The 20,398-nt window shown below is 72.8% G+C and carries 9 protein-coding genes and 1 pseudogene; 5 read left to right on the top strand and 5 right to left on the bottom strand.

Going from position 1 to position 20,398, the window contains the following annotated elements:
* Nucleotides 1-83: 83 nt before the first annotated feature.
* The 5 genes and pseudogenes from GA0070560_RS27290 to GA0070560_RS27270 form a co-directional block, all read right to left on the bottom strand.
* Nucleotides 84-1,176 (bottom strand): annotated as a pseudogene (locus tag GA0070560_RS27290) (IS701 family transposase).
* 164 nt (nucleotides 1,177-1,340) lie between these two features.
* Nucleotides 1,341-1,592: an MbtH family protein gene (locus GA0070560_RS27285; RefSeq protein WP_091302919.1), complete on the bottom strand. Its 252-nt coding sequence runs from the start codon at nucleotides 1,590-1,592 to the stop codon at nucleotides 1,341-1,343.
* Nucleotides 1,593-1,600: 8 nt separating this feature from the next.
* The gene (gene ccrA / locus GA0070560_RS27280) at nucleotides 1,601-2,932 is read right to left on the bottom strand and encodes a crotonyl-CoA carboxylase/reductase (RefSeq protein WP_091302917.1); all 1,332 of its coding nucleotides are present in this window, start codon (nucleotides 2,930-2,932) and stop codon (nucleotides 1,601-1,603) included.
* Nucleotides 2,929-3,687, bottom strand: coding sequence for a thioesterase II family protein (locus tag GA0070560_RS27275; RefSeq protein WP_091302927.1), 759 nt, complete (start codon nucleotides 3,685-3,687; stop codon nucleotides 2,929-2,931). Before GA0070560_RS27275 ends, ccrA begins: the two co-directional genes overlap by 4 nt.
* Nucleotides 3,688-3,692: 5 nt before the next feature.
* Complete coding sequence (locus GA0070560_RS27270; protein ID WP_281185315.1) at nucleotides 3,693-4,490, bottom strand: SAM-dependent methyltransferase; 798 nt, start codon at nucleotides 4,488-4,490, stop codon at nucleotides 3,693-3,695.
* 850 nt (nucleotides 4,491-5,340) lie between these two features.
* On the opposite strand from GA0070560_RS27270, the gene GA0070560_RS27265 reads away from it, so the two are divergent.
* The 5 genes from GA0070560_RS27265 to GA0070560_RS27245 form a co-directional block, all read left to right on the top strand.
* On the top strand, nucleotides 5,341-6,444 hold the full coding sequence (locus GA0070560_RS27265; RefSeq protein WP_170839606.1) for a cytochrome P450: 1,104 nt from the start codon (nucleotides 5,341-5,343) through the stop codon (nucleotides 6,442-6,444).
* A 51-nt stretch (nucleotides 6,445-6,495) separates the two neighbouring features.
* Nucleotides 6,496-7,149, top strand: a complete 654-nt coding sequence (locus GA0070560_RS27260) for a hypothetical protein (protein WP_091302913.1) — start codon at nucleotides 6,496-6,498, stop codon at nucleotides 7,147-7,149.
* Nucleotides 7,150-7,164: 15 nt separating this feature from the next.
* On the top strand, nucleotides 7,165-7,830 hold the full coding sequence (locus tag GA0070560_RS27255) for an FMN-binding negative transcriptional regulator (protein ID WP_342670446.1): 666 nt from the start codon (nucleotides 7,165-7,167) through the stop codon (nucleotides 7,828-7,830).
* Complete coding sequence (locus tag GA0070560_RS27250; RefSeq protein WP_091302909.1) at nucleotides 7,820-18,607, top strand: non-ribosomal peptide synthetase; 10,788 nt, start codon at nucleotides 7,820-7,822, stop codon at nucleotides 18,605-18,607. The genes GA0070560_RS27255 and GA0070560_RS27250 overlap by 11 nt, the downstream gene beginning before the upstream one ends.
* On the top strand, nucleotides 18,604-20,398 hold a 1,795-nt coding region (locus GA0070560_RS27245), incomplete at its 3' end, for a type I polyketide synthase (protein ID WP_139131617.1). The genes GA0070560_RS27250 and GA0070560_RS27245, both read left to right, overlap by 4 nt.

The following is a 20,398-nucleotide window of genomic DNA, read 5'->3' as shown; positions in this document are numbered from 1 at the left end:
GCCGCGTTAGTGACCACACCAGCACCGATCCGCGAGCAAACGCCCACGTCAGCGGCACCCACGATCACAAGATCGCCAGAACGCTACAACTCAGGCCTGATGGCGGCGCAGATCGCCAGGACGGCGAGGGCGGCCAGGGCGAGGGTGGTGAAGCGGTGCCAGGAGTCCCAGCGGCGGACCTGGTGCTGGTCCAGGCCGACCTGGCTTTTGGCGGCTTGGAAGGATTCCTCGACGGTCCAGCGGATCCCGGCGACCCGGACGAGTTGGGCGAGGGTGGCCGGTTGCGGGGTCCAGCAGCGGTAGAAGGCCAGCTCGCCGGTGGTGGTGTTCTTACGGATCAGGAGGCTGTGGTGGCCGCCTTCGTCGGGGTCGGCATCGGTGGTCACGTCGTCGAGCCAGGCCCAGTCGTAGTAGCGGGGCCCTTTCGACCCGGCCCCTGCGCTGCGGCGCTGCCACGCCGAGGCGGGTAGTTCGGTGGCGACCTGGTCGGCGCGAACCCGGGTCTTGCCTCCGTCGAGAGGTACCAGGTGGCTGCGGGACACGGCCAGGACATAACCGAGACGATGTTCGCGCAGGTGGCTGCGGAAGACGCTGCTGTTGCCGTAGGCCTCGTCCGCGGCAGCCCACCCGGCTGGCACGCCGGCGTCGACGGCTGCGGTGATCATGTCGGCGGCAAGGTCGGGTTTCGTGGCGAACTCGACCTCGTCCGGGACACCGGCGGCCCGGCAGCGGTCCCGGTCCTCGGTCCACGACACCGGCAGATACACACGTCGGTCGATCAGGGTGTGCCCGTGCCCGCTGGCATAGCCGAGGAACACCCCGACCTGCGCGTTTTCGATCCTGCCGGCGGTGCCGCTGTATTGGCGTTGCACCCCGACCGAATGCAGGCCCTTCTTCAGGTCCCCGGTCTCGTCAACGACCAGGACCGCGTCCGGGTCACCGAATCGGTCGACGACCACCGCCCGCAGGTCATCGCGGACAGCATCCGGCGTCCCACACCGCCCGATACAACAGCCGCTGCATCGCATCCGGCCGGGCGTGTCCGGCCTGCTCCGCCAACTGCCAACAGGTCTTGACCTCGATATCGGCCAGCAGCCCGGTCACGAACGCCGCGGCCGTGCGACGCGGCTCCACCCGCCCGAACCGGCCCGCGAAACAGGCGAGCACCCCGGCCAGAACCCACCGCCATCGGGCAACGTCTACGCTGTGGCACGCGGCCACCACCGGATCTGAAGTTATGTCCACAACGTACAGACGATCATGCGGTGGCCGCCACGCGCCCACCCCGCTCCACCAGCGGCATCTCAAACGGCGACTGCCGTACTAGCCTCGGCCCTTCGTTAAGGGGTGTCCAACCTGAGTTTGGTCACCGCCTCGCGGCGCGATGGGGCGTAGTGCTCCTGGCTCCGGAGCGCGCGCAGGGAGAGAGGGCGCATGTCCGTCCACACCCGGTCGATGTGGGCGAGGCACTCCTCCTTGGTGCCGTGCACGCCGACGTCGCGCCAGCCCGGAGGGAGCTCGGCGGACTCCGGCCAGAGGGAGTACTGCTCCTCGTGGTTGACGAGGACGGCGTAACGGGTGGACACGAGCACCTCCGGAGCTAGCGAAAACGGTTGATGGCAGTCAGGTGGCGGTCACGCATGGCGGGATCGGTGACGCCGCGGTCCTCGGTGGGGGACAGGCACAGGACTCCCACTTTTCCTTTGTGGCGGTTGTGGTGCAGGTCGTCCACGGCCTGGCCGACGTTGGCCAGCGTGTACACGGTGGAGAGAGTGGGGTGCACTCGGCCGCGGAGGATGAGGCGGTTGGCCTGCCAGGCCTCGTGGTAGTTGGCGAAGTGGGAGCCGAGGATCCGTTTCACGCTCATCCAGAGATAGCGGTTGTCAAACTGGTGCTGGTAGCCGCTCGTGGAGGCGCAGGTGACCACCGTGCCACCGCGGCGGGCGACGTAGACCGAGGCGCCGAAGGTCTCCTGGCCGGGGTGCTCGAAGACGATGTCGACGTCCTCGCCGCCGGTCAGCTCGCGGATGCGGGAGCCGAGGCGGCGCCACTCGCGGGGGTTCTGGGTGTGCTCGTCGATCCAGAAGCGGTAGCCTTCGGCCTCGCGGTCGATGATGGCCTCGGCGCCCATGCGCCGGCACACCTCGGCCTTGCTCTCGCTGGAGACCACGCAGATCGGGGTCGCGCCGCTTGCCAGGGCGTACTGGACGGCGTACGAGCCCAAGCCGCCCGCAGCGCCCCAGATCAGCACGTTGTCGCCCAGCTTCATGCCGGCGCCGTGGTGGGAGACGAGCTGTCGGTACACCGTCGAGTTGACCAGGCCCGGTGCGGCCGCCTCGGCCCAGGTCAGGTGGGCCGCCTTGGGCATGAGCTGGTTGGCTTTGACGAGGGCCAGCTCGGCCAGGCCGCCGAAGTTGGTCTCGTAGCCCCAGATGCGCTGCTCGGGGTCGAGCATGCTGTCGTCGTGCCCGGCGGCGTCCTCCAGCTCCACCGACAGGCAGTGCGCGACCACGCGGTCGCCGGGCCGCCAGCGCCGCACCCCGGGGCCGGTCCGTAGCACGACACCTGCGAGGTCCGAGCCGACCACGTGGTAGGGCAGGTCGTGCCGGGCCGCCGGGCCGCCCGTTCGCGCGTACCGTTCGAGCATCGCGAAGGTGGGCACCGGGGAGAACAGCGCGCTCCACACGGTGTTGTAGTTCACCGCGCTGGCCATCACGGCGATCAGGGCCTCGCCCGGCCCGGGCTCCGGCGTCGGGACCTCCCGTACGTGCAGGGAGTCGGCGGGTTTGCGGTCGCGGAGCGGGACGCCGTCGAACATCGTCTGCTCGTCCTTGAGCAGGACGGCGGCGCGGTAGCTCTCGGGCACCGGCAGCGCGGCGACCTCGCCGGGGGAGGTGGCCCCTTCGAGCGTCTCCGCGAACCCGGGGATCATGCGGCCACGTCGGCGGTGATGACCCGGCCGATCGCGTCGGTGACCTCCGCGGCGTGGTCGTTGAGGTAGAAGTGGCCGCCGCTGTAGGGCGTCAGCGAGAAGCCCGCCGTCGTGTGCTCGCACCACGCTGCGGCTTCTTCGAGCGTCACCCGGGGGTCCGCCCGCCCCGTGTGTACGTGGATCGGCGTGCGCAGCGGCGGGCCTGGAACCCACCGGTACGTCTCGGCGGCCGTGTAGTCGCCCCGGATCGCCGGCAGCGCCATCCGTATCAGCTCGTCGTTACCGAGCAGCGACGAGTGTGTGCCGCCGAGGGCGCGAAGCTCCCGGAGCAGGCCCTCGTCGTCGAGTTGATGGGTGGTCTCGACGTGGTGCCGGGACGGCGCTCGGCGGCCGCTGACGAACAGCGCCAGCGGGGTGACGGCGCGGTCCTCGAGTCGCCGGGTGAGCTCGAAGGCGAGTGAGGCGCCCATGCTGTGCCCGAAGAGCGCCAGCGGCCGGTCGGCGTGGGCCAGCACGTACGGGGTGAGGGCGTCGGCCAGCTCGGCGATCGACTCGAGGCATCGCTCGCCGCGGCGGTCCTGGCGTCCGGGGTATTGCACCGCCAGCACCTCCACTGCCGGGCTCAGCCGTGCCGAGACGGGGAAGAAGTAGCTGGCGGATCCGCCGGCGTGCGGCAGGCAGACCAGTTTCGCGGCGGCCGTGGCGGCCGGATGGTAGGTGCGGATCCACAGGTCCGCGGCGGAGCCGCGTGCCACGCCGGTCACGATCGGGCCCCGCTCGCGGTGGCGGTGGCGACGACCAGCACGCAGCCCAGGTCGACGGCGGCGGTGAGCGGCATGTTGGCGGCCGCGACCGCTTGCTGCTGCGCCGGGTCCATCGTGGCCGCGAAGGCGGCCTGGTCCTCGGCCGAGGCGCTCATCATGCGCGCGAGGGAGAGGTGCACCGTGTTGGCGGTCAGGTCGAGCAGCTCGACCGGCTCGAGCCCGCTCTCGGCCAGCAGATCCGGGTATCGCGCGAGCGACGGCAGCGGGGTGAAGGTGGCGTTGGCCGGCGGGGTTACCTGGTCCGGGGCGGCGCGCTCCACCAGGTCGGTGGCGACCAGCCGGCCGCCGGGCCGCAGCACCCGGCCCACCTCGCGCAGCGCCCGGCCGCGGTCCATGTGCAGGATCGACTCGAACGCCAGGACGGCGTCGAAGGAGTCGTCGGGGAACGGCATCGCGGTGCCGTCGGCCACCTGGAAGCTCACGCGGCCGGCCAGTCCCTCCCGGCGGGCTCGGTCGTTGGCCTGCTCGACCTGGTCGCGGCTGATGGTGATGCCGACGACCTCGACCTCGGCGGCGCGGGCCAGACGCAGGGCCGGCTTGCCGATGCCGCAGCCCAGGTCGAGGACGCGGTCGCCGGGAGCGGCGGCGAGCCGGTCGACGACGAGGTCGGTGAAGCGGTCGGTCGCCACCGCGACCGTGCTGGTGTCGTCGGGGCCGTCCCAGTATCCGAAGTGAAAATTGTCGTCCCACAGTTTTTGCATGACGGGGCCGACGATGTCGTAGTAATCGATCACCGCAAGGTCGTCACGATCCGGATCGACCAACGATCTCACGCTCCCCGGTGGTTGGCGGTCGGTAAATGGCGCACCACATTTAGTCACGCGTTATAGCGCGTATGCGAAGAGCTCTTCTCGTGGCATCGACGCCAATGGGACTGCACATGTGTCGACGCGATCGGCGCTTGTGGAAAGTCGCCTCCGCAGGCGGGGAGCCGCTGCCGGGCGAACCGTCCGGCGGGCAAATGATCATCCCCTACGCTTCAGCCACAGTAGACCACCGCTGCCCGTCCGGGACGCTCCCGGGGTGCTTCCGCGATCGCTGAGACTCGCCGGATGCCTGCTCCATCTCCTGCCTCTCGCTCGTTGTGAGCTGCGAAAACTCGGACTGCTCGCGGGAGGCGAGGTGCGCGGGTTCTCGGCTGACCCTGGTTGTGGCGGCCCGGGGCGCCGGTGCCCGACGGTCGCGGGAGCACTCCGGCCGGCGCGGCAACCTCTAGCCGCGCCGGCCGGTCGTGGTCCACTGAGGCCGAACCATACACCGGGCGAGAGTAGATCATCTACATCGATTTCTCTTGACATTTCGATGATCGGATGGCATAGGAAATCGGCGTGTGATCTGGACCACATTGACGCTTCATGATGCGACTTGCATGCTGGGGGTATGGTGTGGGGAACGGCCAAAATGGCCACGAAGATGTTTATCTCCCGCTCGATGTTGGGGTTACTTTCCCGTACGGGAGATCCGGTTGCACGTCTTATTTCGAGGCGTCCCGAAGAAGATCCCTACCCCATTTACGAGCGCATCAGATCTGGTGGCGAACTGGTGAAGGGCAGTATCGGCGCCTTCGCCACCTGTGATCACGCGATGGCGTCCGCGATCCTCTCGGACAGCAAGCGGTTCGGCTCGTTCGCCGTGGCCAAGCACAAGCCCATCGACACCACCGTCCACGACGACGAGGGGCGGCGGCTCATCGTGCCGATGGACGACTCGTTCCTGGCGATGGACCCGCCCGACCACACCCGCCTGCGCCGCATGGTGGCGCCGTGGTTCTCGCCCCGGGCCATCCGGCAGCGCACCGAGACCATCGAGGCCATGCTCGAGGAGATCCTCGACGAACTCGGGCGCCGGGGCGGCGGCTGGGACGCGGTCAACGACCTGTCCGTCCGGGTGCCGATCCGGGTGATCGCCGCCTTCTTCGGCATCGGTGAGGACAACTACGAGGACTTCCGGCGCTGGGGCGGCATCATCGGCACCTCGGTGGACGGCATCCGCACGATGAGCGACCTGCGCGACTTCCGGCAAATGCTGATCGAGATGCGTGACTTCTTCGACGACCTGATCGCCAAGCGCACCAAGGATCCGGGCGACGACCTGGTCAGCTTCATGGTACAGGCCGCACCCGACGGCGAGCCGCTAACCGGCGACGAGATGATCGCCACCTGCGGCGTCCTGCTCGGCGCGGGGTTCGAGACGACGGTCAACCTCATCGGCAACTGCATCCTGACCGTGCTCGGCCACGAGGACGTGCGGCAGCGGCTGCTGGCCGACCCCGAACTGATCCCGGGCGCTGTCGAAGAGGTGCTCCGCTGGGACGCGCCCGTGCAGTACCTGCTGCGGGTCACCACCGAATCGGTGACCATGGCCGGCGTCGACATTCCGGCCGACGCGCCGGTGTTCGTCGTGGTCGCCGGTGCCAACCGCGACCCCCGGGTCTTCGGCGACGACGCCGCCGAGCTCGACATCACCCGGCCCAACAGCCGCAAGCACCTGACCTTCGGCGACGGCATCCACCTCTGCGTCGGCGCCGGCCTGGCCCGCATCGAGGCAGCCGCGACGCTGCGGGTGCTGCTGCGCAAGTTTCCCGACCTGCAGCTCGCCGACGGCGCGCAGCGCCGGCCGACCCGGGTCGTCCGCGGCATGACCACGCTGCCCGTCCGGCAGCCCGTCGCCGGGGCGGCCATGGCCTGACCGTCCGCACGCCAGGAACACACAAGACAGACAACGGGGGAAGGAAACACCATGACGGACCACGCGCGGCAGCTGCTCGCGACCGCCACCGACCAGCTCGCGCCGGCGCCGGGCGACAACGCCTTCACCGAGCTGGCCGCGCGGGGCGAGCTCGCCCGGCACACGATGCTCACCTACGTCGCCGCCGAGACCGTCATCTTCACCAGCGACCAGGGCAGTTTTCTCACCTTGGCCGGTCGCTCGGCCGGTGCGGAGCGCCAGTTCTTCCTCGGCCTCGCGATGGGCGAGACGATGGGCCTGGCCGCCCTTCCGGCGCTGGCGAATGCGTACGAGGGAACCGCGCCGCCGCTGGACGCCGAGGCCGACGCGCTGTGCCGCGCCTACCCGTCGTACGTCGGCTGGCTCGCGCTCAACGCGGACCCGGCCGATGTCGTCTTCGGTCTGCTCGCCAACTTCCCGCACTGGTGCCAGGGCTTCGCCGTGCTCGCCAAGGCGCTGCGGCAGCACCACGGCCTGGACGACGCGGCCGCTGCCTTTCTCGACGCGCTCAGCGTTCCCAATCCGCAACTGCAGGAGCAGGGCGCCGGCATCCTCGCGGACCGGCTCGCCGGTGGCTGGAAACCCGACACCGCACGGTCCTACGCCCGCCTGCTGCGCAGCTACGACTTGCTGTTCTGGAACACCCTCGCCGCGTCGCAGCGTTGAGAACACGCACCACGGATGGGACGCCACATGTTTGTGCCCCGAAGTTTCGCGGTCGAGGACGCCGGGCCCGTCGTCGAGCTAATGAGATCGAACCCCCTGGCCTGCTTCGTCCTCGGCGGTGAGAGCCCGTCGGTGTCCCACCTGCCGGTGGTGTTCGCCGACGACGACGAGCGGGACGACCTGGCCGGCATCACCCTGCTCACGCACATGAACCGGCAGAACCCGCTGTGGGGGTCGCTCTCCGACGGTGCGCGCGTGCTCGTGGTCTTCCAAGGGCCGCACGGCTACGTGTCCCCGACCGTCTACGGCGTGAGCCCGGCTGCCCCGACCTGGAACTTCACCGTCGTCCACGCGCACGGCGTGGTCCGGCTCCTCGGGGCCGGCGAGCCCGCGCTGCGCGTGGTGAAACGGACCGTGCAGGTCCTCGAGGGCCGCTTCGGCGCGGGCTGGGACATGACCGGCTCGCTCGGCTACTTCGAGCGCATCGTGCACGCCGTCGGCGCGCTGGAGATCCACGTCGACGCGGTGCAGAGCATGTTCAAGCTGTCCCAGGATCAGCCGGTCGAGCTGCAGTCCAAAGTGGCGGCGGCGTTCGCCGGCAGCGGCCGCGGCACCCACCGCGAACTAGCCGAGCAGATGTACACGCACCTCAGGCTGAAGGCGGACGTCGATGGCTTCTGAACCGCCGGCCGGTCTGCAGAACGCGCTGCGCCGTCTGATGGAGCACACCCGGCCCACCGGTCCGGCCGGGATCCCCCGAGCCGACCGTGCTGCCGCCCTGCCGCTGTCCTACGCGCAGCAGCGGCTGTGGCTGGTGGACCGGCTCGCTCCGGGTGCGGCGTACAACGTGCCCCTCACCCTGCGCATGCGGGGCCCGCTCGACATCGGCCGGCTCGGCGCGGCGCTGACCGCCGTGGCCGAGCGGCACGAGGTGCTGCGCACGGTCATCGTCGACGAGGACGGCCGGGCGGCGCAGCGGATCCAGCCGCCGGCGGCGGTGCCGGTCGCCACCGCCGCCGCGGCCGGCGAGGCCGCTGCGGCGCGGTTGGTCGCCGCCGAGATCGCGCGGCCGTTCGACCTGGCCCGCGGGCCGCTGATCCGGGCGCTGGTGGTCCGGCTGGCCGACGACGACCAGGTTCTCGCGCTGACCATGCACCACGTGGTCACCGACGCGTGGTCGCAGGCGATCCTGTGGAAGGAGCTGTCCACGGCGTACGCCGCGCTGTCCGCCGGGTCCGAGCCGTCCTGGGCGCCGTTGCCCGTGCAGTACGCCGACTTCGCCGCCTGGCAGCGGCAGTGGCTGACCGGGCCGGTGCTGGACCGGCAGTGGGCGTACTGGCAGCGGCAGCTTGCCGGGCTCCCGGCCGCCCTCGACCTGCCCACCGACCGCCCTCGCGAGGCCGTGATGGCCTACGAGGCCGGCTCGTGCGCATGGGAGATCCCACCGGCGGCGGCACGCGCTGTGCGCCAGCTCGGCGAGCGGGAGAACGCGACGCCGTTCATGGTGCTGCTGGCCCTGTTCCAGCTGGTGCTGGGCCGCTACGCGGGTACCGACGACGTGGCGGTGGGCTCACCGGTGGCGAACCGGCCGCGGGCCGAGCTGGAGGGGCTGATCGGGTTCTTCGTCAACACGGTGGTGTTGCGGGCCGATCTGTCGGGCGATCCGTCGTTCCGCGCGCTGGTGGGCCGGGTGCGGGAGACGGCGCTGGGCGCGTTCGCGCATCAGGAGCTGCCGTTCGAGCATCTGGTGGAGCGGCTGGCCCCGGAGCGCGACCTGTCCCGCAACCCGCTGGTCCAGGTCGTCTTCCAAATCGCCGGCAGCGTTCCCGACTTCGCGGCGTGGCCCGGGGCGACAGCGTCGATCTTCCCGGCTGGCCGTGAGTTCACCCGGATGGACCTCGAGGTCTACCTGTTCCCGGCGCCGGACGGCGGCCTGTACGGACGGGTCGTCCACAGCCGCGCGCTGTTCGACGACGCCACCGTCGAACGCCTCGTCGAGCACCTCGGCCGCGCCCTCGACCAGGTCCTCGCCGACCCGGACCGGCCGATCTCGGCGGTCGACCCGCTCGGTGCCGAGGAGCGCGACGACCTGCTGCGGGTCCGCAACGACACGGCTCGGCCGCTGCCCGAGGCGTCGCTGCCGGACCTGTTCGACCAGGTGGTGACCCGCACTCCGGACGCTGTCGCCCTCGAGCTGCCCGGGGGCGAGCGGATGACGTACGCCGAGCTCGCTGCGCGCGCCTACCGGCTCGCGCACCGCCTGCGCGCGGCCGGAGTGTCGGGCGAGGAGCCGGTCGGGCTGTATCTCGACCGCGGGGCGAGCATGATCGTGGCGATCCTCGGCGTGCTCGCCGCGGGCGGCGCCTATCTGCCCCTCGACCGCCGGGATCCGCGCGCCCGCACCGAGCAGATCCTCGCCGGGTCGGCCGCCCGGCTGGTGCTCAGCGAGCGGCCGGACGAGTTCTCCGGCGTCATCGTGCTGCCCGTCGAGGCGCCCGGCGGCCCGGCGACCCGGCCCGCCGTGCGGCCGCATCCGGATGCGGCGGCCTACGTGATGTCCACGTCCGGATCGACCGGCGTGCCCAAGGGCGTCGTGGTGACCCACCGCAACGTGGTCGCGCTGGCGCTGGACGAGCGGTGGCGCAACGGCAATCACGACCGGGTCCTGCTGCACTCGCCGCATGTCTTCGACGCCTCCACCTACGAGATCTGGGCCCCGCTGCTGGCCGGTGGCTGCGTCGTGGTGGCGCCGCCCGGCGAGCTCGGGCTGCACGAGCTCGGACGGGCCATCGTGGCTGGGCGGGTCGGCGGCCTGTGGCTGACCGCCGGCCTGTTCTCCGCGCTGGTCGCCGAGAATCCCGGTTGTTTCCGCGAGGGCCGGGTGCGGGAGGTCTGGACCGGCGGCGAGGCGGTGCCGTCCGAGGCGGTGACCACGCTGCTGGCCGTCAACCCCGAGATCACCGTGGTCGACGGATACGGGCCGACCGAGACCACCACCTTCGCGACCTCGTACGCGATGACCGCCGACCGGCCGCCGCGCGGTCCCGTGCCGATCGGCCGGCCCATCGACAACAGCCGGGTGTACGTGCTCGACGACCGGATGCGGCCGGTGCCGACCGGCGTCGCGGGCGAGCTGTGCATCGGCGGCGCCGGTGTCGCGCGCGGCTACCACCGCCACCCCGGCCTGACCGCCGAGCGATTCCTCGCCGACCCGTACGGCGAGCCCGGCAGCCGGATGTATCGCACCGGCGACCGGGCACGCTGGACCGCCGAGGGCGTCCTGGAATACCTCGGCCGCGCCGACGACCAGATCAAGATCCGGGGCCTGCGGATCGAACCCGGCGAGGCCGCCGCCGTCCTGGAACGCCAGGAGCCGGTGGCCGCCGCGGCCGTCGTCGTCCGCGAGGACCGGCCGGGCGACAAGCGGCTGGTCGCCTACGTGGTGCCGGCCGTGCCCGGCGACGACCCGTCCGGCCGGCTGCGCGCCACGCTCGAGGCCTGCCTGCCCGGCTACCTCGTTCCCACGGCCTTCGTCATGCTGGACGCCCTGCCGCGCACCGCCAACGGCAAGCTCGACCGTCGTGCCCTGCCCGCACCCGGCCGCCCGGCCGCGGAGGACGACGCGGCCGCCCCCGCGACCGAGCGGGAGAGCCTCATCTGCGCGGTGTTCGCGGAGCTGCTCGACCGGCCAACGGTCGGCCCTGGCGACGGCTTCTTCACCCTCGGCGGCCATTCGCTCCTGGCCGCCCAGGCGGCGGCGCGGCTGCAGGCGCGCCTCGGCGTCGAGGTCCCGCTGCGGCAGCTGTTCCGGCACCCCACAGCGCGGGCGCTCGCGACCGCTCTGCCCGAGGGCCGGCCGGATCCCGGCCGCGTCGCCCCGGCCCACCGGGACCGCCCGCTGCCGCTGTCGTCCGGCCAGCGGCGGCTCTGGTTCGTCGACCAGCTCGCGCCCGGCGGCAGCGCGTACAACGTGCCCTTCGCGGTGCGGGTGCGCGGCCCGGTCGACGCCGGCGCGCTCGCCGCGGCCCTGTCCACTGTGGTGGAGCGGCACGAGTCGCTGCGCACGGTCTTCCGCGAGGCCGGCGGCGAGCCGGTCCAGGTGATCCGGCCACCGGCGCCGGTGCCCGTGCCGGTCGTGGAGGCCGCGGACGAGGCGGAGGCTCGCCGCCTGGTGGGCGACGACGCCGAACGCGGCTTCGACCTCGCGGCCGGCCCGCTGGTTCGTGCGCTGCTGGTGCGGCTCGCTCCCGACGACCACGTCGTGGCGGTGACCATGCACCACGCGGTGACCGACGCGTGGTCGCAGGGGGTTCTCGGCACCGAGCTGTCGGCGGCGTACATCGCGTTGGCGGCGGGCTCGAAGCCGGTCCTGAAGCCGCTTCCGGTGCAGTACGCCGACTTCGCCGTCTGGCAACGCGAGCGGCTCTCCGCCGAGCGCGTGGCGGAGCTGGCCGGCTACTGGCAGCACCGCCTGGAGGGTCTCGCCCCACTGGAGCTGCCGGCCGACCGGCCGCGGCCGCCGGTCGCCTCGCCCGCGGCCGGCTGGTGCGACTTCCGGCTGCCGGCCGACGTGGTGGCTGCGGCGCGGACGTTGGCCGAGCGCGAGAGCGCGACGCCGTTCATGGTGCTGCTGGCCCTGTTCCAGCTGGTGCTGGGCCGCACCGCCGGCACCGACGACGTGGCGGTCGGTTCGCCGGTCGCCAACCGGCCGCGGCGAGAGTTCGAGGGCCTGATCGGGTTCTTCGTCAACACGGTCGTGTTGCGGACCGATCTGTCGGGCGATCCGTCGTTCCGCACGCTGGTGGGCCGGGTGCGGGAGACGGCGCTGGGCGCGTTCGCGCATCAGGAGCTGCCGTTCGAGCATCTGGTGGAGCGGCTGGCCCCGGAGCGCGACCTGTCCCGGCATCCGCTGGTGCAGGTGGTGTTCCAGATCGTCAACACCCCGTCGTTCGGCCGGCTGGACGACGCGGCCGGCCCGGCGGAGGTGTTCGCGCCCGACCGGATGTCGACCCGGGTCGACCTGGAACTGCACCTCGTCGAGCAGGAGGACGGCTCGATGGCCGGACGCGCGGTGTTCAGCGCCGCCCTGTTCGACGAGCCGACCGTGGCACGGCTGCTCGACCGGCTCACCGCGGCCGCCCGCGAGGTCCTTCCCGACCCCGACCGGCCGATCGGCACCTACTGGCTGCTCGACCCGGCCGAGCGGGAGGCGGTCCTGCGCGGCTGGCAGGGCCCGGTCCAGGAGATCCCGGACGCCACGCTCACCGAGCTCTTCGCCGAGCAGGCCCGGCGCAAGCCGGACGCGGTGGCCGCGCGCCAGGACGGCCGCGCGGTGACCTACGCGGAGCTCGATCGCGACTCGAACCTCCTGGCGCACCGCCTCCTGGCGCTCGGCCTGGCCGCCGAGGGCGTGGTCGGCCTGGACCTCGGCCGCTCGCCCGACGTGGCGACGGCGGTGCTCGCGGTGCTCAAGGCCGGCGGCGCCTACCTGCCGCTGGACACGCGCAACCCGGCCGCCCGCCGGCTCACGATGCTCACCGAGGCGGGCGCGCGACTGGTCCTCACCGACTGCCCGGAGCGGACGACCGAAGCCGTACGGGGAACCGGGATCGTCGTCGTTGACGTGCGTGAGCCGGTCACCGGCCACCCCGGCACGCCGCCGGAGCCGCGGGCCCGGCCCGATTCGCTGGCGTACGTCATCTACACCTCCGGCTCGACCGGCCGGCCCAAGGGCGTCGGGGTGACCCACCGCAACGTGGCCGGCTTCGCGCTCGACGAGCTGTTCGCCGGCGGCCGCTACGAACGGGTGCTGGTGCACTCCTCGTACGCCTTCGACGTGTCCACTGCGGAGACGTGGCCGGCGCTGCTCGGCGGCGGGACGCTCGTCTTCGCGCCGCCCGGCGATCTGGAGGCGGCCACCTACCACGACGTCGTACGCCGGCACGGGGTCACCGCGCTGTTCCTCACCCCGGGGCTGCTCGACCTGCTGGCCGACGAGTGCCCGGACACGTTCGCCTCGGTTCGCGAGGTGCAGGCCGGCGGCGACAAGGTCTCCGCGGCCACCGTGTCCGGCCTGCTCGACCGGCATCCGGGCCTGGAGGTCGTGGACGTGTACGGGCCGACCGAGGCCACCGTGATCGCCACCGGGTTCCGGATGAACGCGCGGTCGGGCCCCTCGGCCGGTGCCATCCCGATCGGCCGGCCGCTGGCCAACCGCCGAGTGCTCGTCCTCGACCGGGAGCTGCGGCCGGTGCCGGTCGGCGTGCCCGGCGACCTGTACGTCTCGGGTATCGGCCTCTCCCGCGGCTATCTGAACCGCCCCGGCCTGACCGCGGAGCTGTTCCTGCCCGATCCGTACGGCCCGCCGGGCGCCCGCATGTACCGCACCGGGGACCTCGGCCGCTGGCGCCCGGACGGCAACCTCGAATACCTGGGCCGCGTCGACGAGCAGGTGAAGATCCGTGGCTTCCGGGTCGAGCCCGGCGAGGTCGAGGCCGTCCTGCGCCGCCACGAGCGGGTCGCGCAGGCGCTCGTGGTCGCGCGAGACGACGGCCGGGCCGGCATGCGCCTCATCGGCTACGTCGTGCCCGGCGCCGCCGTGGGCGAGGAGGAGCTGCGGGCGCACGCGGTCGCCGCCCTGCCGGACTACATGGTGCCGTCGGCGTTCGTGGTGCTGCCCGCGCTGCCGCTGACCAGCACCGGCAAGGTCGACCGGCGGGTGCTGCCGGACCCAGGCCCGGCCGTCCGGCCCGGCCTGGTCGCGCCTCGCACACCGGACGAGGAACTGCTCTGCGGCATCTTCGCGGACGTCCTCGGCGCGGCGCAGGTGGGCATCGACGACGGCTTCTTCGCCCTGGGCGGCCACTCGCTGCTGGCCACCCGGGTCGTCTCCCGGATCCGCGCCGCCACGGGACTGGCCGTGTCCCTCGAGGCGCTGTTCCGCAACCCGACCCCGCGCACGCTCGCCGAGGCCCTGCCGGAACGGCGGCCCGGGTCCGGGGAAGCCGGCGCGATCCGGCCGGCCGGCCGCGACCGGCCGCTCCCGCTCTCCTCCGGCCAGCGCCGGCTGTGGTTCCTCGACCGGCTCGCCCCCGGCACCACCTCGTGGAACGCCACCTCGGCGATCCGTCTCCGCGGCACCCTGGACGTCGGCGCACTGCGCGCCGGGGTGTCCGCCGTGGTGGCCCGGCACGAGGTGCTGCGCACCGTCTTCGACGCGTCGGGCGGCGAGCCGGTCCAGATCGTGCTGCCGGCCGCGCCGGTGCCTTTCGAGGTCGGCACGGGCGACCCCTCGGCCGCCGTCGCGGCGCTCGCCGCCCGCGGCTTCGACCTGACGACCGGCCCGCTCTTGCGCGTGCTGGTGGTCGAGCTCGGCCGCGACGACCACGTGGTGGCCTTCGGCATGCACCACGTGGTCACCGACGCGTGGTCGCAGGGGGTGCTCTGGCGGGACCTGGTGCGGGCGTACGACGCGGCGCTCGCCGGGGCCACGCCGAGCCTTCCGCCCCTGCCGATCCAGTACGCGGACTTCGCGGTGTGGCAGCGCGACCGGATGAGCGGCCCGGAGCACGAGCGGGAGTGGGCGTACTGGCGTCAGCGGCTCGACGGCTGCTCGTTCGTCCTCGACCTGCCGGCCGACCGGGCCCGGCCCGCGGTGGCCACCCACGACGCCGGCACCCTCGAATGGACCATCCCGGCCGAGGTGGCGAGCGCGGTGCGCGTGCTGGCCGAGCGCGAGAACGCGACCGTGTTCATGGTGCTGCTCGCCGTCTTCCAGCTGGTGCTGGGCCGGCACGCCGGAACCGATGACGTGGCGGTCGGCTCGCCGGTCGCCAACCGGCCCCGCCCTGAGCTCGAGGACCTGATCGGATTCTTCGTCAACACCGTGGTGCTGCGCACCGACCTGTCCGGCGACCCGTCGTTCCGCGCCCTCGTCGGCCAGGTGCGCGAGACCGCGCTCGGCGCGTTCGCGCACCAGAGCCTGCCGTTCGAGCATCTGGTGGAGCGGCTTGCCCCGGAGCGTGACCTGTCCCGGCATCCGTTGGTGCAGGCGGTCTTCCAGGTCGTCAACACGCCGTTCGACCGGCTGCCGTGGCCGGGCGCCGACGTCGAGGTGTTCGAGTCCGGCACCGCCGGCACGCGGCTCGACCTCGAGCTGCACCTGGTCGAACAGGCCGACGGGACGATCAGCGGCCCGCTGGTCTACAACAGCTCACTGTTCGGCCACGCGACCGCGGCCCGCCTCGTCGGCCATCTCGGCACCGCGCTGGCCGCCGCGGTCGCCGAGCCGGAGCTGCCGCTGTCCCGCATCCCGCTCAGCGACCGATCCGAGCGGGCAGCCCTGCTCGCCCTGGGCACCGGCGCCGCGGCCGAGGTGCCGATGACGCCCCTGCCGGATCTGCTCATGCAGCAGGCACGCCGCACGCCCGAGCTGACCGCGGTCGAGTACGAGGGCGACAAGCTCACCTACGCCCAGCTGCTGAGCCGGGCCAACGGCCTCGCCCACCGGCTCCGCGCGGCCGGGGCCGGACCCGATCGGCTGGTCGGGCTGTGCCTGCCCCGCGGCCTCGACATGATCGTCGGGCTGGTCGGCATCCTCCAGGCCGGCGCCGCGTACGTCCCGGTCAGTGCCGAGCACCCGGCCGAGCGCGTCCGCTACGTCATCGCGAACGCGCGGATGGACGTGGTGGTCACGGAACCTGGCTCGCGTGTGCTGTTCGATGGGCAGGTCCGTACGGTCGTCGAGCTGGACGACGCGGTCGCCGAAACGCCACCGGACACCGGCGTCACGCCCGACCATCTGGCCTACGTCGTCTACACCTCCGGCTCGACCGGCACGCCGAAGGGCATCGCGATGCCCGGCCGGTGCGTCGTCAACATGCTCGAGTGGCAGAAGCGGGCCGTGACGGGCGGCCCGGGCACGCGCACCGCGCAGTTCACCGAGCTCACCTTCGACGTGCACGTCCAGGAGGTGCTCTCGGCGCTACTGTACGGCGAGACGCTGGTGGTGCCGCCGGCGGCGATCCGGCGGGACCCGGTGGCGTTCGTCGGCTGGCTGAGCCGTACGGCGGTCAACCAGATGTTCGTGCCGAACGTCATGATCCGGGCGGTCGCCGCCGCCGCCCGCCGCACCGGCGCCGACCTGAGCGCGCTGCGGCACATCAGCCAGGCCGGCGAGGCCCTCTCGCTCGACGACGACCTGCGCGCGCTGGCCGAACGCCGGCCGCGCCCGCGGATCCACAACCACTACGGCTCCACCGAGGTGCAGGTGGTCACCGCGTACACGGCGCCGGAGGACCCGGCGGCCTGGCCCGGCGTCGCACCGGTCGGCGCACCGACGTGGAACCACCGCATCTACGTCGTCGACGAGTGGATGCGGCTCGTCCCGGCCGGGGTGGCCGGCGAGATCTGCGTGGCCGGGCCCGGACTGGCCCGCGGCTACGTGGACCGGCCGGGCCTGACGGCCGAGCGGTTCGTCGCCGACCCGTTCGGCGAGCCCGGCGACCGGATGTACCGCACCGGCGACGTCGGCCGGTGGCGCACCGACGGCCTGCTGGAATACCTGGGCCGTGCCGACGACCAGGTGAAGATCCGCGGCTTCCGGGTGGAGCCCGGTGAGGTCGAGACGGTGCTGCGCCGGCACGACGCGGTCGCGGCGGCCGTGGTCGTCGCGCGGCCCGACGGCGCCGGCGGCCGCCGGCTGGTGGCCTACGTGGTGCCGGCGCCCGGCGCCGACACCGGTTCGCTGCGGGCGCACGTGGCCGCGGCCGTGCCGGAGTACATGGTGCCGTCGGCGTTCGTGACCGTGGCCGAGTTCCCGCTCACCTCGACCGGCAAGGTCGACCGGCGTGCGCTGCCCGATCCGGGCGTGCGCGGTGAGGTCGCCGCCGGCTACGTGGCGCCCCGGACGGCCGAGGAGGTCATCGTCTGCGCGGTCTTCGCCGAGTTGTTCGGCGGCGAACGGATCGGCGTGGACGACGACTTCTTCGCGCTCGGCGGCCACTCGCTGCTGGCCACGCAGGTGGTGACCCGCCTCGAGACCGCCACTGGCGTGCCGCTTCCCCTGGCCGACGTCTTCCGGCTGCGAACCCCTCGCGCGGTGGCGGCCGCGCTCGCCGCGACCCCGCGAGTGGCCTCCGGCGGCATCGAGCCGGCCGGCCGGGAGCGACCGTTGCCGCTGTCGTACGCCCAGGAGGGCTACCTGCTGCTGGAGCGCCGGCAACCGGGCAGTCCCCTGTGGAACGTTCCGTTCATGATGCTGGCGGTCGGGCCGCTCGACCTCGACGCGCTCGGCCATGCCGTGACGCTGCTGCTGAGCCGGCACGAGGCGCTGCGGACGACCGTCACCGGGACGGCCCAGCACATCGGCCCGGTGGTCCCGATGACGCTGGTGGCCGAGCCGGTGCCCGGCGGCATGCCGGAGGAGCGTGAACGCGCAGCCCGTGACCTCGCCGCGGACGAGGCGGCCCGGCCGTTCGACCTGGTTCGGGGGCCGATCCTGCGGGCCCGGGTGCTGCGGCTCGACCCGGACCGCCACGTGATCATGTTGACCACCCACCACATCGCCACCGACGCCTGGTCGCAGGAGGTGCTCTGGCGCGAGCTCGCGACCGCGTACGCGGCCCGGCTCGGCGGTCGTGAACCCGGGTTGTCCCCGCTGCCCGTGCAGTACGCCGACTTCGCGGTGTGGCAGCGCCGCACCCTCGACGTCGAGCGCCTGTGGTCGTACTGGTCGCGGGTGCTGGCCGGGCGGGCGCCGTTCGCGCTGCCCACCGACCGCCCGCGGAAAGGTGCCGACGACCCGGCGGGCGACTCGGTCGTGTGGCCGATCGACGCGGGCCTGGTGCGCGCGGCCACGCGGTGGGGCGCCGAGCAGGACACCACCCTGTTCACGACGCTGCTCGCCGCCTTCCAGCTCACGCTCGCGGCGGCCGCCGGAAACGACGACGTCGTGGTGGCCTCACCGGTCGCCGGCCGCACCCGCGCCGAGATCGAGCCGCTGATCGGCGGCTTCGCCAACATGCTCCTTCTACGCACCGGCATCGGCGGTGACCCGACCGGCCGCGAGCTGCTGGACCGGGCCGCGGCCACGGCCACCGGCGCGTACGCGCATCAGGACATGCCCTACCACCTGCTGGCCGAGCGCCTCGGCGACGACCAGCCGGCCCGCGTGATGTTCCAGCTGATCAACGCCTCGCCCGCGCAGGTGTCGCTGGCCGGCGCGCGGCTGGAGCCGTTCGACTACCGCCGGGTGACGGTCCGGATGGAGCTGGAGGTGACCCTGATGTCCCACGATGGTGAGCTCACCGCGCACGCGCTGTACCGGACGTCGTTGTTCGACCGTACGACCGTCGAACGGCTGCTGAGTGACTTCACCTCGGTGCTGGGCGCGCTGGTGGCCGACCCCGGCCGGCCCGTCTCCACCGTCCTTCCGGCGGCCGCCGAGGCCCGGCGATGACCGCGATCGCCCTGGTCGGGATCGGCTGCCGCCTGCCCGGTGCGAACGGCCCGGACGCCTTCTGGCGCCTGCTGCGCGCCGGACGCAGCGCGGTCACCCGCTCCGCGCGGCCCGGCGCGCCGGCCTGGGGTGGCTTCCTCGACGGCATGGACCTGTTCGACGCCGCGTACTTCGGGATAACACCGCGCGAGGCGGCTGCCATGGACCCCCGGCAGCGGCTGCTGCTCGAGGTGTGCGTCGAGGCGCTGGAGGACGCCGGCCTCCCGCTCGACCGCCTGCGGGGCACCGATGCCGCGGTTCTCGCCGGCGCCATGTGGGACGACTGGTCGAGCGTCACCGCGGCCGCCGGGCCGGACGCGATCGGCCCGCACACCATGACCGGCGTGCACCGCGGCCTGCTGGCCAACCGGGTGTCGTACGCGCTGGGCCTGCGCGGGCCGAGCCTGACGGTCGACACGGGACAGTCGTCGTCGCTGGTGGCGGTGCACCTGGCGGCCGAGAGCCTGCGTCGCGGCGAGACCGGGCTGGCCCTGGTCGCCGGCGTGAACCTCATGGTGTCGCCGGAATGCACCGCGATCGCCGAGAGTTTCGGCGGGCTCTCTCCGGACGGGCGCTGTTTCACGTTCGACGCGCGGGCCAACGGGTTCGTCCGCGGTGAGGGCGCCGCGGTGGTGGTGCTGAAGACGCTGGACGCCGCGATCGCGGCCGGTGACCCGATCTACTGCGTGATCCGCGGCAGCGCGGTGAACAACGACGGCGCCACCGACGGCCTCACCGTGCCCAGCGCCGCCGCGCAGGCGTCGGTGGTGCGGGCCGCGCAGGAGTCGGCCGGCGTGCGCGCCGGGGAGGTGCAGTACGTCGAGCTCCACGGCACCGGCACCGCGGTCGGCGACCCGATCGAGGCGGCCGGCCTCGGCGAGGTGTTCCGCGGCGGCGCCCGTCCGGTCCGGGTCGGCTCGGTCAAGACCAACATCGGTCACCTCGAGGGCGCGGCCGGTCTGGCCGGCCTGATCAAGACCGCTCTGGCCGTACGCCATCGCGAGGTGCCGCCCAGCCTCAACTTCGCCACGCCGAACCCGCGGATCCCGTTGGCCGAGCTCAACCTCGAAGTCAGCCGGGAGCGGGCGGCCTGGCCGGACGGCGACCGGCCGCTGATCGCCGGGGTGAGCGCGTTCGGCATGGGCGGAACGAACTGCCACGTCATCGTCGGCGAGGCGCCGGCACCGCCGCCCGCGCCCACCGGCGACGCCGCCGGGCCGTTCCCCGTGCTGCTCTCCGCCCGCACGGAGGAAGGACTGGCGGCCCAGGCCGGGCGCCTGGCCGAGTATCTGGCCTCGCGGCCCAGCCCGCGTGCGGTCGACGTGGCCTACTCGCTGGCCACCACCCGGACCGCTCACCCGTACCGGGCGGCGTTCCTGGCGGCTGACCGTGTCGAGCTGGGGGAGCGGTTGGCCACGTTCGCCGACGGCGCCGGGGTGGTCACCGGCGTGGTGTCGGTTCGGCCGCGTGTGGCGTTTGTGTTTGCGGGTCAGGGTTCGCAGCGTGTCGGGATGGGTCGGGAGTTGTATGGGCGGTTTCCGGTGTTCGCGTCTGTGTGGGATGAGATTGCCGGGCTGCTTGATGTTGATGTTGATGGTGATTTGAGTCTGACGGGGGTGGCGCAGCCGGCGTTGTTCGCGTTTGAGGTGTCGTTGTGTCGGCTTGTGGAGTCCTGGGGTGTGACTCCGGATGTTGTGGTGGGGCATTCGGTCGGTGAGATTGCCGCTGCGCATGTGGCGGGTGTGTTGTCGC

Source organism: Micromonospora halophytica (assembly GCF_900090245.1).
GTDB classification, from domain to species: Bacteria; Actinomycetota; Actinomycetes; order Mycobacteriales; family Micromonosporaceae; genus Micromonospora; species Micromonospora halophytica.
Note: the sequence above shows the minus strand (reverse complement) of the source record. Positions and strands in the feature narration are given on the sequence as shown.

Coding starts and splice junctions, on each gene's coding strand:
- GA0070560_RS27260 (WP_091302913.1), top strand. CDS start 6,496: ATGACGGACCACGCGCGGCAGCTGCTCGCGACCGCCACCGACCAGCTC.
- GA0070560_RS27265 (WP_170839606.1), top strand. CDS start 5,341: ATGGCGTCCGCGATCCTCTCGGACAGCAAGCGGTTCGGCTCGTTCGCC.
- ccrA (WP_091302917.1), bottom strand. CDS start 2,932: ATGATCCCCGGGTTCGCGGAGACGCTCGAAGGGGCCACCTCCCCCGGC.
- GA0070560_RS27250 (WP_091302909.1), top strand. CDS start 7,820: ATGGCTTCTGAACCGCCGGCCGGTCTGCAGAACGCGCTGCGCCGTCTG.
- GA0070560_RS27255 (WP_342670446.1), top strand. CDS start 7,165: ATGGGACGCCACATGTTTGTGCCCCGAAGTTTCGCGGTCGAGGACGCC.